This is a genomic window from Kocuria sp. CH-021 (genome assembly GCF_049716185.1).
Taxonomy (GTDB): Bacteria; Actinomycetota; Actinomycetes; order Actinomycetales; family Micrococcaceae; genus Kocuria; species Kocuria cellulosilytica.
This window is the reverse complement of the sequence record NZ_JBNAFK010000024.1, coordinates 41,523-55,857: the sequence shown is the minus strand read 5'-3', so window position 1 is coordinate 55,857 and position 14,335 is coordinate 41,523. Positions and strand designations below refer to the sequence as shown.

General features: G+C 75.4%; 14 protein-coding genes. 5 read left to right on the top strand and 9 right to left on the bottom strand.

What is annotated here, in order from left to right:
- Positions 1-89 precede the first annotated feature (89 nt).
- The 5 genes from ACPYN7_RS15805 (at position 90) to ACPYN7_RS15785 (ending at position 5,361) form a co-directional block, all read left to right on the top strand.
- Positions 90-1,364: a PucR family transcriptional regulator gene (locus ACPYN7_RS15805; RefSeq protein WP_058874153.1), complete on the top strand. Its 1,275-nt coding sequence runs from the start codon at positions 90-92 to the stop codon at positions 1,362-1,364.
- 78 nt (positions 1,365-1,442) lie between these two features.
- The gene (locus ACPYN7_RS15800) at positions 1,443-2,357 is read left to right on the top strand and encodes an ACP S-malonyltransferase (RefSeq protein ID WP_424348268.1); all 915 of its coding nucleotides are present in this window, start codon (positions 1,443-1,445) and stop codon (positions 2,355-2,357) included.
- A 111-nt stretch (positions 2,358-2,468) separates the two neighbouring features.
- Positions 2,469-3,536 (top strand): beta-ketoacyl-ACP synthase III, encoded by a 1,068-nt coding sequence (locus ACPYN7_RS15795; protein WP_058874151.1) that lies wholly within the window; start codon positions 2,469-2,471, stop codon positions 3,534-3,536.
- A gap of 209 nt (positions 3,537-3,745) precedes the next feature.
- Positions 3,746-3,991, top strand: coding sequence for an acyl carrier protein (locus ACPYN7_RS15790; protein ID WP_017833742.1), 246 nt, complete (start codon positions 3,746-3,748; stop codon positions 3,989-3,991).
- Positions 3,992-4,101: 110 nt separating this feature from the next.
- Positions 4,102-5,361 carry a beta-ketoacyl synthase gene (locus ACPYN7_RS15785; protein WP_368825829.1) on the top strand — a complete coding sequence of 420 codons (1,260 nt, stop codon included), beginning with the start codon at positions 4,102-4,104 and terminating at the stop codon, positions 5,359-5,361.
- 115 nt (positions 5,362-5,476) lie between these two features.
- On the opposite strand, the gene ACPYN7_RS15780 is transcribed toward ACPYN7_RS15785, so the two are convergent.
- From ACPYN7_RS15780 to lepB, 9 genes are all read right to left on the bottom strand, one after another.
- The gene (locus tag ACPYN7_RS15780; RefSeq protein ID WP_058874602.1) at positions 5,477-5,980 is read right to left on the bottom strand and encodes a DUF3145 domain-containing protein; all 504 of its coding nucleotides are present in this window, start codon (positions 5,978-5,980) and stop codon (positions 5,477-5,479) included.
- A 322-nt stretch (positions 5,981-6,302) separates the two neighbouring features.
- A complete protein-coding gene (locus ACPYN7_RS15775) occupies positions 6,303-7,253 on the bottom strand; it encodes a tyrosine recombinase XerC (RefSeq protein ID WP_424348267.1) in 951 nt (316 codons plus the stop codon).
- Between the two features lie 9 nt (positions 7,254-7,262).
- Positions 7,263-8,474, bottom strand: coding sequence for a DNA-processing protein DprA (dprA, locus tag ACPYN7_RS15770; RefSeq protein ID WP_424348266.1), 1,212 nt, complete (start codon positions 8,472-8,474; stop codon positions 7,263-7,265).
- Positions 8,475-8,516: 42 nt separating this feature from the next.
- On the bottom strand, positions 8,517-10,097 hold the full coding sequence (locus tag ACPYN7_RS15765; protein WP_424348265.1) for a YifB family Mg chelatase-like AAA ATPase: 1,581 nt from the start codon (positions 10,095-10,097) through the stop codon (positions 8,517-8,519).
- A gap of 165 nt (positions 10,098-10,262) precedes the next feature.
- Positions 10,263-11,549, bottom strand: a complete 1,287-nt coding sequence (locus tag ACPYN7_RS15760) for a hypothetical protein (protein WP_424348264.1) — start codon at positions 11,547-11,549, stop codon at positions 10,263-10,265.
- 89 nt (positions 11,550-11,638) lie between these two features.
- On the bottom strand, positions 11,639-12,007 hold the full coding sequence (locus ACPYN7_RS15755) for a YraN family protein (RefSeq protein ID WP_082697132.1): 369 nt from the start codon (positions 12,005-12,007) through the stop codon (positions 11,639-11,641).
- A 209-nt stretch (positions 12,008-12,216) separates the two neighbouring features.
- The gene (locus ACPYN7_RS15750; RefSeq protein WP_424348263.1) at positions 12,217-12,555 is read right to left on the bottom strand and encodes a DUF2469 domain-containing protein; all 339 of its coding nucleotides are present in this window, start codon (positions 12,553-12,555) and stop codon (positions 12,217-12,219) included.
- A complete protein-coding gene (locus ACPYN7_RS15745) occupies positions 12,552-13,427 on the bottom strand; it encodes a ribonuclease HII (RefSeq protein ID WP_424348262.1) in 876 nt (291 codons plus the stop codon). Before ACPYN7_RS15745 ends, ACPYN7_RS15750 begins: the two co-directional genes overlap by 4 nt.
- Positions 13,417-14,322, bottom strand: coding sequence for a signal peptidase I (gene lepB / locus ACPYN7_RS15740; protein WP_424348261.1), 906 nt, complete (start codon positions 14,320-14,322; stop codon positions 13,417-13,419). Before lepB ends, ACPYN7_RS15745 begins: the two co-directional genes overlap by 11 nt.
- Positions 14,323-14,335 lie beyond the last annotated feature (13 nt).

Sequence of the window (14,335 nt, the reverse complement as noted above, 5' to 3'; positions counted from 1 at the left end):
CCCGCTGCTCTTGCTCGCCGTCACGCTCATCAACTTCCGCCGACTGCGTCAGGTAGAAGAGTTATGAGACCAGGTCTAAGCTCGGAGGCATGGCTGGACAGGACGGGAACTCCACGACGCGCTGGCTGCGCCCCTCGCGCAGGCGCGCCACGGACCGGTCCCGTCCCGTCGCCCCGCCCCACCCCCGCACGCTCGAGAACCTCAAGGCGAACCTGGGCGCCATCTCCACGGTCGCGACCCGCCGCCTCGAGACGGACCTCGGCTGGTTCGAGGAGCTGCGCGCCGACGAGCGCTCCGAGCTGGGTCTCGTGGCCCAGCGCGGCATCTCCTCGTTCGTGCGCTGGTACGAGGACCCGGAGGAGCCCCTGTGGGTGCTCACCCAGGTCTTCCGGGGCGCGCCCACGGACCTGACCCGCTCCATCTCCCTCCAGCACGCCCTGCAGCTGCTGCGGATCGTGGTGGACGTCGTGGAGGAGAAGGTCCCGGAGCTCGCCAAGCACCACGACGAGGCCGCGCTGCGGGAAGCCGTGCTGCGCTACTCGCGGGAGATCGCCTTCGCCGCCGCCGACGTCTACGCCCGCGCCGCCGAGAACCGCGGCTCGTGGGACGCCCGGCTGGAGTCCCTCGTGGTCGACGGGATCCTCCGGGGCGAGCACTCCGACTCCCTGCGCTCCCGCGTGGCGGCCCTGGGCTGGGTCTCGTCCGGGCCGGTCACCGTGCTCACGGGCTCCGCGCCCGAGGCCGCCGGTCCGTCCACCGTGGCCCGGCTGCGGCGGCTGGCCGGGCGCTACGCGCAGGACTCCCTGGTCTCCATCCAGGGCGACCGCCTCGTGCTCATCCTCGGGGGGCTGTCCGACCGGGACCTCGCCCTCGAGAAGCTGACGGCGGCCTTCGGGCCCGGACCGGTCGCCTACGGCCCGGAGGCCCCCACGGTCTTCGCCGCCGGCCGGTCCGCCCGGCTCGCCCACGCCGCGCTGTCCGTGGCGCCGGCCTGGCCCGCGGCGCCCCGTCCCGTGCACTCCGAGGACCTGTGGCCGGAGCGGGCCATGGCCGGGGACGAGAACGCGCGCACGGCGATGGTCGAGTCCGTGTACCGCCCGCTGACCCGGTCCGCGACCGGGCTCGTCGAGACGCTCTCCGCCTACGTCTCGGTGGGCCACTCCCTGGAGGCCACCGCCCGGGAGCTGTTCGTGCACGCCAACACGGTGCGCTACCGGCTGCGCCGGATCAGCGACCTCACCGGCTGGGACCCCCTCGTCCCCCGCGACGCGTTCGTGCTGCACTGCGCCCTCGTGGCGGGCCGGCTCGCGGACTCGTGCGCGCCCATCGACACGTCCGCCCCCGCCGTGGGACCCGTCTTGTAGCTTCCCTACAAACACCGCCGCCGGGCTTCGTGCCCTCCGGGCCCCCGCGCGGGGGCGCATCCTTGCGAAGCTGGAGCGGTGATCGCGATCGTCTGCCCCGGACAGGGCTCCCAGAAACCCGGCTTCCTCACCGAATGGCTCGCCCTCGACGGCGTGCGCGCCCACCTCGAGGAGCTGGGCGAGGCCGCCGGGCTCGACCTCGTGCACTTCGGCACCGAGGCCGACGAGGACACCATCAAGGACACCGCGGTGGCCCAGCCCCTCATCGTGGCCGCAGGTCTCGTGGCGGGCCGGCTGCTCGGCGACCGGATCGGTCCTGGCCGGGACGACCTCCTCTTCGCGGGGCACTCGGTCGGTGAGATCACCGCCTCCGCCCTGGCCGGCGCCCTCACCGAGGCCGACGCCATGGCCTTCGTCCGCACCCGGGCCAACGCGATGGCCGAGGCAGCCGCGGCCGTGCCCACCGGCATGAGCGCGGTGCTCGGCGGCAAGGAGGACGAGGTCCTCGCCGCCATCGAGGCCGCGGGCCTGACGGCCGCCAACGCCAACGGGGGCGGACAGACCGTCGCCGCCGGCACCCTCGAGCAGCTGGCCGCCCTCGCGGAGCACCCTCCGGCCCGCGCCCGGGTGATCCCGCTCAAGGTGGCCGGTGCCTTCCACACCGAGCACATGGCCCCCGCCCTGGAGCCCCTGCGCGAGCTCGTCCCCCGGCTCGCGCCGGCCGACCCCGTGCACCCCCTGCTCTCCAACGCCGACGGCGAGCCCGTGGCCGGCGGCGCCGCGAACCTCGAGGCGCTCGTGGCCCAGGTCTGCCGGCCGGTGCGCTGGGACCTGTGCACCCGCACGCTCCAGGAGCGCGGCGTCGAGCAGCTGGTCGAGCTGCCCCCGGCGGGCACCCTCGTGGGCCTGGCCAAGCGCGGCCTGAAGGGCGTCCCGGCCCTCGCCGTGAACTCCGCGGCGGAGCTGGAGCAGGCCAGGAGTATTCTTGACTGACGTCCGCGCGCGCACCGAGTGCGCCGCCCGTCCCGAGGCCGGAGCAGCCGTTCCGCCCCGCCCAGCCGGCCCGTCCGCCGCGCCCGGCCGCACGAAGGAGCAACGACCCCTGTGGTGACCCTGAAGCAGCAACAGACCAACGCGCACTCCCGGATCCTCGGCCTGGGCGTCTACCGACCGGACGTGGTCGTGACCAACGACGACGTCTGCCAGTGGATCGAGTCCTCGGACGAGTGGATCCAGCAGCGCACCGGCATCAGGACCCGGCACCGGGCCGCCGAGGACGTGAGCGTGCTCGACATGTCCGAGCACGCCGCCCGGGAGGCGCTGGCGGCCGCCGGCATCGAGGCCTCGCAGCTCGGGGCCGTGATCGTCTCCACGATCTCCTTCCCCTATCTCACCCCCTCCGCCGCGGCGGCCCTCGCCGACCGCCTGGGCGCCACCCCGGCGCCGGCCTTCGACATCTCGGCCGCCTGCGCGGGCTACTGCTACGGCATCGCCCAGGCCGACGCCCTCGTGCGCTCGGGAGCCGCCGAGTACGTCCTGGTCATCGGCGTGGAGAAGCTCTCCGACGTCATCGACAACAGCGAGCGCTCCATCTCGTTCCTGCTCGGCGACGGCGCCGGTGCCGTGGTGATCGGCCCGTCCGAGACCCCCGGGATCGGTCCCTCGGTGTGGGGTTCCGACGGCTCCAAGTGGGACGCCATCCGGATGACGCACCCGCTCACGGACGTCCGGGCGGTGGAGCAGGGCCGGGAGCGCACCCCGTCGCCCGACCTCGTCGACCCGGAGACCGGCGAGATGGGCGAGGACGCCACCCTCTGGCCGACCCTGCGCCAGGACGGCCAGACGGTCTTCCGCTGGGCCTCGTGGGAGGTCGCCAAGCGTGCGCAGGAGGCCATGGACGTGGCCGGGGTGAAGCCCGAGGACCTGAGCGCCTTCATCCCCCACCAGGCGAACATGCGGATCATCGACCAGATGGCCAAGACGCTCAAACTCCCCGAGTCCGTGGTCATCGCCCGCGACATCGCCGACGCCGGCAACACGTCCGCCGCGTCCGTGCCGCTCGCGACGCACCGGCTGCTCGCCGAGCACCCGGAGCTGTCCGGGAAGCTGGCCCTGCAGATCGGCTTCGGCGCCGGCCTCGTCTACGGCGCCCAGGTCGTCGTCCTCCCCTGAGCCCCGCCGGCACGCGGGCCGTCCTCCCGGGGCCGATCCACGTGTCGGTGCCGCCGCGGGGCCCTGCGAGTCGTCGTAGGGTTGAACCGCACACCCGTAGTCCCCCGGCCGGGCCCTCACGGCCTGACCGGCACAGATGCACCCGGCACCTGCCCGGGGGCGCCCGTCACCACCGGCTGCTCCGGCAGCCGCAGAGAAAGGAAGCCACCATGGCGAGCAAAGAAGAGATCCTGACCGGCCTGGCCGAGATCGTCAACGAGGAGACCGGTCTCGAGACCGAGGCCGTCCAGCTGGACAAGTCCTTCACCGAGGACCTCGACATCGACTCCATCTCCATGATGACCATCGTGGTCAACGCCGAGGAGAAGTTCGACGTCACGATCCCCGACGAAGAGGTCAAGAACCTGAAGACCGTCGAGGACGCCGTCAACTTCATCGACAACGCCCAGGCCTGATCCGGCCGGTCGGTGCGCGGCGCGGCGGACCGCAGGATCCGCCGCGCCGCACCGACCCGCGACCGGGCGGGCCGCCCCCGCTTCACCCCAGGACACGAGGAAGTGCAGTCATGACCCGCAAAGTAGTCGTCACCGGTCTCGGTGCCACCACCCCGATCGGTGGCACCGTCCCCGAGCTGTGGCGCAGCGCCACCACGGGCGTCTCCGGTGTCAGAGCCATCGAGCACGACTGGGTGGACACCTACGATCTGGGCGTGCGGATCGCCGCGCCCGTCTCGACGCCCGCCAGCGAGGTGCTCCCCCGGGTCGAGGCCAAGCGCCTGGACCCCTCCGGGCAGCTGTCCGTCATCGCCGCCCGGGAGGCGTGGGCCGACGCCGGCTTCTCCGGCCACAACGCCGAGAGCTCCGCCGAGGTCGATCCGGACCGCTTCGCCGTGGCCTTCGGCACCGGCATCGGCGGGGTCTGGACCCTGCTGGACGCCTACGACACCCTCCAGAAGCGCGGCGCCCGGCGCGTCATGCCCCTCACGGTCCCGATGCTCATGCCCAACGGCAACGCGGCGGCCGTCGGCATGGACCTCAAGGCCCGCGCCGCGTCCATCACGCCCGTCTCGGCGTGCGCCTCCGGCACGGAGGCCTTCTACCAGGGCATGAACCTCATCCGCTCCGGCAAGGCGGACCTCGTGGTGGTCGGCGGCGCCGAGTCCGCCATCCACCCCGTCACCATCGCGGCGTTCTCCTCGATGCAGGCGCTGTCCAAGCGCAACGACGAGCCCGAGCGCGCGTCCCGCCCCTACGACACCGCCCGTGACGGCTTCGTGATGGGCGAGGGCGCCGGCGCCGTGGTCCTCGAGTCGGAGGAGCACGCCCGCGCCCGCGGCGCACGGGTCTACGCCGAGCTCGCCGGCGCCGGGCTCACCTCGGACGCCTACCACATCACCGCGCCCGACGAGGAGGGCCGCGGCGCGGCCCGTGCCCTCGAGGAGGCCATGGAGACCGGGGAGTTCGGACCGGCCGACGTCCGGCACGTCAACGCCCACGCGACCTCGACGCCGAAGGGCGACGCCCCCGAGGCCGGTGCGCTGCGCCGCGCGTTCGGCTCGGCGGTGGACGACATGTGCGTCTCGGCGACCAAGTCGATGACCGGCCACATCCTGGGCGGTTCGGGCGCCGTGGAGGCCGTGCTCACCGTGCTCGCCGTGCACCACCGCACCGCGCCGTGCACCATCAACCTTGAGAACCAGGACCCGGAGATCGACCTCGACGTCGTCACCGACGCCCGCGGCCTTCCCTCCGGCGACTTCGTGGCCGTGTCCAACTCCTTCGGCTTCGGCGGCCACAACGCGGTCGCCGCGTTCCGCACCGTCTGAGCGCCCGCCCCGCGGAACCTCCGGAACACGTGCGAAGGGCCGTCCCGCTGCTCGCGGGACGGCCCTTCGCGCGTGGCGGCCCCCTCCCCCGGAGGCGGGGCGGGACCGGGGCGGCTCAGCCGACGCGGTGCAGCCAGCGCACCGGGGCACCCTCCGCGGCGTGCCGGAACGGCTCGAGCTCCTCGTCCCAGGCCTCGCCCAGGGCCAGGGACAGCTCGTTGACGACGAGCAGCGGATTGCCGGCCGCCGTCTCGTAGGCGTAGCGGATCCGGTCCTCGGAGACCATGATGTTGCCGGCGGCGTCGGTGGTCGCGTGGAAGATCCCGAGCTCCGGGGTGAAGGACCAGCGGGCGCCGTCGTGGCCGCGGCACGGGTTCTCGGTGACCTCGAACCGGAGGCGGCCCATCGTGCGCAGCGCCGAGGCGAGCAGGGCGCCGGTCCCGGCGGGCCCCGACCACTCCAGCTCGGCGCGCACGGAGCCGGGCTCGGCGTTCTGCTGGGTCCACTCGAGCTCGGTGCGCTGACGCGCGACCGACTCCAGCGCCCACTGGATGTGCGGGCACAGGGCTCGCGGAGCCGAGTGCACGTAGAGCACTCCGCGCGTGGTGGGTGAAGACATGACCTGTTCCTCCGTCGTGTAGGTACGTCTTCCCCAACGCCCTGCACGGAAGCGGTCCCACCCACCGGGTCGCGGCGGGCGTGCCGCACCCGGACGATGCTGTTGTCCGGTCTCCCGTGCCGCCGCGGGGATTCGAGGCCCGCACGGCGTCCGGTCGCACCGGTGCCGCACCCGTCGTCCCGGCCGGTGCCGTGCCCGTTGCCGTGTCCGTTGCCGTGTCCGGGACGTCGAGTACAATACGCCACTCATTCAACTGCAAACATTCCACGGGCGTCAACCCGGGGGTCCCGTGCTGTCCCCGGGATCCGCGCCCGAGCGCACGTCAGGCCCGGGGATGGGCCTGGCGGTAGACGGAGCCGAGGCGGTCCACGGACACGTGCGTGTAGATCTGGGTGGTCGCGACGGAGGCGTGGCCCAGCAGCTCCTGCACCGTGCGCAGGTCCGCGCCGCCGTCCACGAGGTGCGTGGCCGCCGAATGCCGCAGGGCGTGGGGACCCCGCGCGGCGGTGTCGGCGACGGTGCCGAGCTCGCGCTCCACGACCCGCCGGACCTGCCGGGCGTCGATGCGCCCGCCCCGGGAGCCGAGGAACAGCGCCGGCCCGCTGCCCGGGGCCGCGAGGACCGGCCGCCGGGCCAGCCAGAGCCCCAGCGCTTCGTCGGCGGGTCCGCCGAAGGGCACGGTGCGCTCCTTGTCGCCCTTGCCGAGCACCCTGAGCACGCGCCGGGAACGGTCGACGTCGTCGACGTCGACGCCGGTGAGCTCCCCCACCCGGGCCCCGGTGGCGTAGAGCAGCTCGAGGAGGGCGCGGTCCCGGGCGGCGAGCGCGGCCTCCGGCCCGCCCGTCCCGGGCGCGGTGGAGCGCGCCCCGAGGTCGTCGAGCAGCTCCCGCAGCCCGTCGGCGGGCACGACGTCCGGGAGGTGGCGCCGGCGCCGGGGGGCCACGAGGCGCAGGCTGGGATCGGTGCCCACGAGGCCCGTGGCGGCGGCCCAGCCGAAGAACCCGCGGACGGACGCGGTCCAGCGGGCCATGGACGCCCGGCCCGCCCCCTCGGCGTGCCGGGCGGCCAACCACGCGCGGAGCATGTCCAGGTCCACGGCGGCCGGCGTCGCCACCCCGTACCGGGCGTGCAGCCAGCCGAAGAGTGCTCGGAGGTCGCCCGTGTAGGCGTGCACGGTGCTGGGGCTGCGGGCCAGCTCGTGCACCAGGTGGTCCGCGTACCGCTCCAGGGCGCGGCCCACGGCTGTGGGCAGCGGGGCGGCGTCGGACGTCATGGGGCGAGTCTAGCCACGGCGGCGCCAGCCCTGCCCCGACCCTTCCGCCAGGCCGCGCTCCTCGAGCCGGCGCAGTCCGCCCAGCACCTCGCGGACGGACAGCCCGGCGACGCGGGACAGGTGGTCCGGGCGGCTGGGCGACCTCAGGGGCAGGGCGTCGAGGAGCACGCGGTCGCGGTCCGGGAGCCCGTCGACGACGGAGACGGGGCCGGGGCGCTCCGGGACCGCTGCCGTGCCGATGGGCTGGACCAGCTCGAGCACCTCGTCGATATCCGTCACCAGGACGGCGGTGCCCTCCCGCAGCAGCCGGTGACAGCCTGCGGAGGTGTCGGCGTGGACGCTGCCGGGCACCGCGCCCACGGGCCGGCTCAGCCCGTCGGCGTGGTGCGCGGTGTTCTGGGCGCCCGAGCGCCACCGTGCCTCGACCACCACCGTGCCGGCCGAGAGGGCCGCGATGATCCGGTTGCGCTGGAGGAAGCGGTACCGGCTGGGGGTGCAGCCGGGGGCGACCTCGGCCAGGAGCAGGCCGGCGGCCTCGACCCGGCGGAGCAGCTCCCGGTTGCCCGGCGGGTAGAGGCGGTCGATCCCGCACGCCATGACCGAGACCGTGGCGGGGTGCGCGGTGCCGGTGGCCAGCGCGGCGCAGTGCGCGGCCTCGTCGATGCCGTGGGCGCCGCCGGAGACGACCGTCCAGCCGCGGGCGGCCAGGGCGCCGGCGAGGTCCAGGGCCACGTGCCGGCCGTAGGTCGAGCAGTCGCGGGAGCCGACGACGGCGACGGCGCGGGCGGCGGGGAACCCGAGGAGCCGCCGGTCGCCGCGGCCCCACAGGCCCACCGGTTGGAACAGGCCCAGATCGCCGAGCGCCGCGGGCCAGTCGGGATCCTCGGGGACCGCGAACCACGCCCCGGCCCGCGTGGCCGCCGCCAGGTCCTCGGCCGGGTCGAGCTCCGCCGCCCGGGGGCCCCAGCGGGCCAGGGCGCGCCGGAGGTCGACCTGGCGGGGACCGTAGCCGGCCTCCGCCGCGGCCCGGACGAACACCGGGTGCTCCGCGGCCCCGATGGGGCGTGCTCCGGTGGCGATCTCGAGCGCGGCGACGGGTCCGAGGGCCGCCAGGAGCAGCATCGCGGTGGGGTCCGTGGGCTCCACGAGCCGGGACAGGCCGGCCCGGGCCCGCAGCAGCGGGTCCTGGTCGGGGCGCGGAGCGGGCGGGGTGGGGTGCACGGCGGGATCCTCCTGTCGCGGGCGGGGCGGACGCGGCGGCGCTCAGGCCGGCACGAGGGAGCGGAAGTACAGCGCGGTGTCGACGTCGTCCAGGACGGGCGCGCCGCGGCCCTCGAGGTCGGCCAGCGTCCAGGCGACCCGGAGCACCCGCTGGTGACCGCGGGCGGTCAGCGAGCCGCGGTCCATCGCACGCTCCAGCGGCGCGGTGACCGCGCGCGGCGGCCGCAGGGCACCGTGCAGGAGACTGCCCCCGAGCTCGGCGTTGGTGCGCAGGCCCAGGCCGCGGAGGCGCTCCGCCTGCGCGGCCCGCGCGCGGGTGACGCGCACGGCGACCTCCGCGGTGGTCTCCCCCTGCCCGGCCCCGGCGGCGAGCTCGCCGTAGGACACCTTGGGGACGGAGATCTGCAGGTCCACCCGGTCCAGCAGCGGACCGCTCAGCTTGCCGAAGTAGCCGCGGCGGACCCGCGGGGTGCACGTGCAGTCGGCGCCGTGTCCCCCGGACCGACCGCACGGACAGGGGTTCGCGGCGAGCACCAGCTGGAAGCGGGCCGGGTAGACGGCCGAGGCCGCGGACCGGTCGATCGTGACCCGGCCGTTCTCGAGGGGCTGGCGCAGGGCGTCGATCACCCCGCGGTCGAACTCGGGGGCCTCGTCGAGGAACAGGACGCCGCGGTGCGCCCGGGAGGCCGCGCCCGGCCGCGGGATGCCGGCCCCGCCCCCGAACAGGGCGGCCGCCGAGGCCGTGTGGTGCGGGGCCTCGAACGGCGGCCGGCGGATCAGGGCGGTGCACCGCCCGGCGGCCCCGTCGAGCGAGTGGACGGCCGTGACCTCCATCGCGGCGTCGTCCTCGAGGTCCGGGAGCAGCCCGGGGAGCCGCTCGGCGAGCATCGTCTTGCCGGATCCGGGCGGGCCGACCATGAGCAGGTGGTGCCCTCCCGCGGCGGCGATCTCCAGGGCCAGCCGGCCGTCGGCCTGTCCGGCGACGTCGGCGAGGTCGGGCGCGGCGTGCGGGACGGGGTCCGTCCCGGCACGATCCGCCCCGGCCCCGTCGGCCCCCGCAGCGCCCGGCGCGCCCCGACCGGAGCCGGACGGTGCCGGCCGGCGCAGCCCCGCAGGATCGGCTCCCGCGGCGGCGAGCACCTCGGCGAGGCAGCCGAACCCCTGCACCCTGGCGCCGGGGACCAGTCCCGCCTCCGCGGCGTTCGCCGCCGGCACGACGATCCGCTCGTGCCCCGCGCGCACCGCCGCCATGACGGCCGGCAGGATGCCGCGCACGGGCCGCAGCGCCCCGTCGAGCCCCAGCTCCGCGAGGAAGACGGTCCGCCCGGTCGGGGGCACGCCCCCGGCGGCCTGCAGGGCGCTCATCACGATGGCCAGGTCGAAGAGGGACCCGCGCTTGGGCAGGGTCGCCGGGGTCAGGTTGACCGTGAGCTTGCGGGGGCTCAGCGGCATTCCGCTGTTGCGCGCCGCTGCCCGCAGCCGCTCCCTGGCCTCGTTGAGCGCCGCGTCGGGCAGACCCACGATGGAGAACGCCGGGAGGGTCTGGCCGATGTCCGCCTCGACCTCCACCATCGACCCGTCGAGCCCGACCAGGGCCACGGCCCACGTGCGCGCGAAACCCATCAGCGCACCCCCGCGGTGCGTGCGGACGGGCCCGGTGGGCGGCGGCCTGGGGCGGTGGGCGGGACGTCACGGCGACGGTGCATGGGAACCTCCTGGTCCCCATGCTGGGCAGCCAGGGCGCCGAGCGTCAGCCCTGCACGCCCGGCAGTGGACAGCAGCGCCGGATCAGACCTGCTCGGTCCCGCTGGGGAGGGAGGGTTGCGCCGTGGCGGTGGTCGACGGAGCGGTGGTCGACGGAGCGGTCGTCGGGGCCACGGTCGCGGCCGTGGGTGCCGGGGTGGGCGTCGGGGACGGGCTCGGCGGCCAGTTCCGGCGTCCGGTGGGGCTCGGCGAGGGCGAGGCCGTCGCGCCGGCGGTGGCACCGTCCCCGTCCGGTTCCGGGGTCGCGACCCCGCCGGTGTCGTTGTTCCCGGCGGGCGGGATCGTGTCCACCGGCGGCTGGGCGGTCGTGGGGACGGGGGACGGCGTGGGCGTCGGCTCGGCCGTGGGCTGCTGTGCGGGCGGCGGTGCCGGGCCCGCCGTCGGCTCGGCCACGGGGGCGCAGGCCGTGGTCCAGGCCGCCTGCTGGGCGGGCCCGGACGGCTGGGACGGGTCCGTGCAGTCCGGTACGTAGCCGGGCTCGGCGGCGGGTGCCGGTGCGGGCTCCGCCGTGGCGGGTGCCGCCGGCTGCTGAGCGGCCGGCCGGGCGGGTTCCGGGGCCGCCGGGGCCGCCGGGGCTGCCGGGGCCGGTTCCGCCTCGAGCCGTTCCCGGGGTGCGGGGCTCGGCACGCCGGCCCGGAACTGGCGCTGTGCCGGACCGTGCCCCACGGGGGCGGGATCCAGGGCCCGGTCGTTCGGGTACGGGGACAGCTCGACGTCGTCGAAGCTGCGCGGCAGGCTCTCGAAGTCGCCGATCATGAGCTCCCGGCCGGTGCTGCCGGCGGGGACGGCACCGGTGTACTGGGCGATCAGCTCGTGCGTGCGGACATCGAGCCGGGCACCTTCCTCGGGCTCCAGGAGCGAGCCGTCGGCCGTCCAGAAGCCGCCCTCCCCGGAGCGGTTCGGGTCCCAGTCGGACAGCACCTCGGCGGCCGGCTCGAACGGGAACTGGCCGCCCTCGTGGCTGATCACCTTGAGGTCGTCGATCTGCACGGTGCGCGTGCCCTCGGTGTTGTCGATGTGCAGCTCCACGTACGTCACCGGCTCCACGCGCAGGTCCTGCCGCAGCTGCTCGACCTCGTCGTCCGGGGCCGGCACCGTGGGCAGATCGAAGGTGATGACGGCGCCCTCCTCGGTGGTGAGGGCGTAGGGACCCGGGCTGAGACCGCTCGGCGCGGTGGTGACGGTGCCCGGCTGCGCGATCGCCTCGGGCTCGGAGGCCTTCAGCACACCGCACCCCGTGGCGGTCAGCGCGACAGCTGCCGCGAGGGCCGCGGCGCGTCGTGGAGCGGCGAGCGGTCCCGCAGCGACCACAGCACACCTCCGTCGTTCTCCCGGTCATCGACGGTCCAACATTGGCACGTCCCACGAGGCATGTCACGCGGGCCGCGGCGCGTCGCGTCTCATTGGATCTGCCGCAGGACCTCGATCTCCGGCACCCCGTCGTGTGCGAAAGTAATTGCAACAGCATCGACCCTGATCACCCGGGGGTCGCGGCCGTGAGCCCGGGCCCAGGCGGCCGCCAGGCGGTGCAGGCGCACGATCTTCTGCCGCGTAATGGACTCCAGCGGATGCCCGTAACGCAGGCTCGACCGGGTCTTCACCTCGACGACGACCACCCGTCCGTCGTGCTCCGCGACGAGGTCGGCCTCGCCGCGCAGGCCGTCCCGGGACGGGAGGGCGCGCCAGTTGCGCGCCAGCACGCGGTAGCCCCGTGCCTCGAGGTGCGCCGCCGCCAGCCGCTCGCCGCGCGCTCCCAGCTCCTCGGACACGGGCCGCCTCCTTCTCGACGGGCCCCGGCGGGAGCCGGGCCGGGCTTCCATGGTGCGCCGCGCCGGCGGCCGACCGCGGCAGTCGCGGCGCCGTGTGCAGGGCGGATCGGGAGGCGACCGGGTCCGCGGGTCCGGCGGTGCCGGGCACCGGACGGGTCAGGAGGCGACGGGGGGGTCCGCGGGTCCGGCGGTGCCGGGCTCCGGACGGGTCAGGAGGCCGGGGGGTCCGCAGGTCCGGGGGCGCCGGGCACCGGGAACGGATCCGTGTGCGCGAGCTCCTCGACGTTGACGTCCTTGAAGCTCATCACGTGCACGTGCTTGACGAACCGTGCGGAGCGGTAGACGTCCCACACCCACGCGTCCTTGAGCTCGACGTCGAAGTAGAGCCCGTTCTTCGTCTCGACCGGCTCGATCCGGACGGAGTTGGCCAGGTAGAAGCGCCGGTCCGTCTCCACCACGAACTGGAAGAGCCCGGCGACGTCCCGGTACTCGCGGTACAGCTGCAGCTCGAGGTCCGTCTCGAAGTTCTCGAGCTCTTCGGCGCTCATGTCGTCCCCTCTCCGGTCCTGCTCGGGCCGGCCGCGGCCGGCGTCAGGCGCCAGCTCAGCCGGTGGTGGGGCGTGGCCCCGTGCTCCGCGAGGGCCCGGCGGTGCCGATCGGCGCCGTAGCCCTTGTTGCTCTCCCAACCGTACTGCGGCCATCCGCTCGAGAGCTCGCCCATGATCCGGTCCCGCTCCACCTTCGCCAGCACGCTCGCCGCGGCGACGGACGCACACGCCAGGTCCGCCTTGACGCGGGTCACGACCGTCCCCGCCCACTCGGGTGCCCGGGCCCCCTCCACTGCGGGGCCGGGGGCGGAACCGGGGCCGGGGTCGGGGCGGGAACCGGGGCCGGCGTCGATGTCGAAGCCGTCCAAGCCGTCCAAGCCCTCCAAGCCGTCCAAGCCGTCCAAGCCGTCCAAGCCGTCGAACAGCGTGCCCGCACCGGGTCCGGAGAGCCAGTCGTGGCCGCCGTCCAGGAGCACGACGTCGGGCAGCGCGCCCCGCTGCGCGGCCGCCGCGATCGCCCGGCGCCCGGCGAGGCGCAGCGCGGCCGTCAGGCCGAGCCCGTCGATCTCCTGCGGCGAGGCGTGGCCGACCCCGCCGGCCGCGCACCACTCGAGGATGCGCGGCACGAGCGCCTCGCGCCGGGCGGGGCTGAGCAGCTTGCTGTCCCGCAGCCCGGGCACGCCGCGCTCGGTGCCCGGGCGCAGGACGACCACTCCGGCGGTGACCGGTCCGGCGAGGGCCCCGCGGCCCACCTCGTCCATCCCGCCCACGAGGCGCCCGTCCGGCCCCGCCAGGGACCGTTCGACGGCGAGCCCGGGAGCACGGCCCCGCGGCGGCGGCGTGCGCTGGACCCGCCGGGGCTCAGGAGCCACCGGCGGACCGGTCGGGGACGTCCGCGAAGACCTCACCCGGGTTCTGCAGCAGCTGGAACCGGTCGAGCGGCCAGGCGATGACGAACGCGGTGCCCACGACGTCGTCGTGGCTGATGAAGGCGCCGTTCTCCGCGATCTCCGCCAGGTGGACGCGGGCGTCGGCGGACGCGTCCCGGTGGTCGCCCAGGACGAAGTAGTGGTTCTCGGGGACCTTGACCTCGAACTCGAGCTCCGAGGGCGCGGACCCGGGGTAGAGGTAGGCGTCCCGCTCCTCGAGGGGCTCTCCGTTGACCGTGACCCGGCCCGAGGCGTCGCAGCAGGCGACGGTGTCTCCCCCGACCCCGATGACCCGCTTGATCAGGTGCTGGTCCGTGCGGTCGGGCAGCACGCCCACGAAGGCCAGGGCGTCGTAGACGGCGTCGGTGGGCCCGCCGCCGCTGTCGGGCTGGGGGGGCAGCCAGCCCTTCGCGTCCTCGAACACGACGATGTCGCCGCGCTCAAGGGGCCCGAACGTGGGCTCGACCACGTTGACGAAGATGCGGTCGTTGAGCTGGAGCGTGTTCTCCATCGAGCCGGAGGGGATGTAGAAGCCCCGCACCAGCAGGGTCTTCACGACGAAGGCGATCAGCACGGCCCAGACCAGCACGAGGAGGATCTCCCGCACCGAGCCCCACAACGTGTCGGGGCGCTGCTTGCGGGCGCGCCTGCCCGCCGCGCGGCGGCCGCCGCGCCGGGACACGGGCTCCGGTGCGTCCTCGGGGCCGTCCCCGGGGCCGACTGCGGGCGCCGCGGAGCGCTCCGCGCCGGCCGTGGACGCCGCCGGGACGGGAACGGCGGCGTCGCCGGGGTTCTCCTGGGGCACGCCGTCGCCGGCGGGCTGGGTCCTGTCGGCCACTGGCTTCGTCCTT

What these genes read in the sequence shown, in the direction of transcription:
- ACPYN7_RS15785 (WP_368825829.1), top strand. Translation starts at nt 4,102, where the DNA reads ATGACCCGCAAAGTAGTCGTCACCGGTCTCGGTGCCACCACCCCGATC.
- ACPYN7_RS15750 (WP_424348263.1), bottom strand. Translation starts at nt 12,555, where the DNA reads ATGAGCGCCGAAGAGCTCGAGAACTTCGAGACGGACCTCGAGCTGCAG.
- ACPYN7_RS15765 (WP_424348265.1), bottom strand. Translation starts at nt 10,097, where the DNA reads ATGGGTTTCGCGCGCACGTGGGCCGTGGCCCTGGTCGGGCTCGACGGG.
- ACPYN7_RS15780 (WP_058874602.1), bottom strand. Translation starts at nt 5,980, where the DNA reads ATGTCTTCACCCACCACGCGCGGAGTGCTCTACGTGCACTCGGCTCCG.
- ACPYN7_RS15790 (WP_017833742.1), top strand. Translation starts at nt 3,746, where the DNA reads ATGGCGAGCAAAGAAGAGATCCTGACCGGCCTGGCCGAGATCGTCAAC.
- ACPYN7_RS15775 (WP_424348267.1), bottom strand. Translation starts at nt 7,253, where the DNA reads ATGACGTCCGACGCCGCCCCGCTGCCCACAGCCGTGGGCCGCGCCCTG.
- ACPYN7_RS15805 (WP_058874153.1), top strand. Translation starts at nt 90, where the DNA reads ATGGCTGGACAGGACGGGAACTCCACGACGCGCTGGCTGCGCCCCTCG.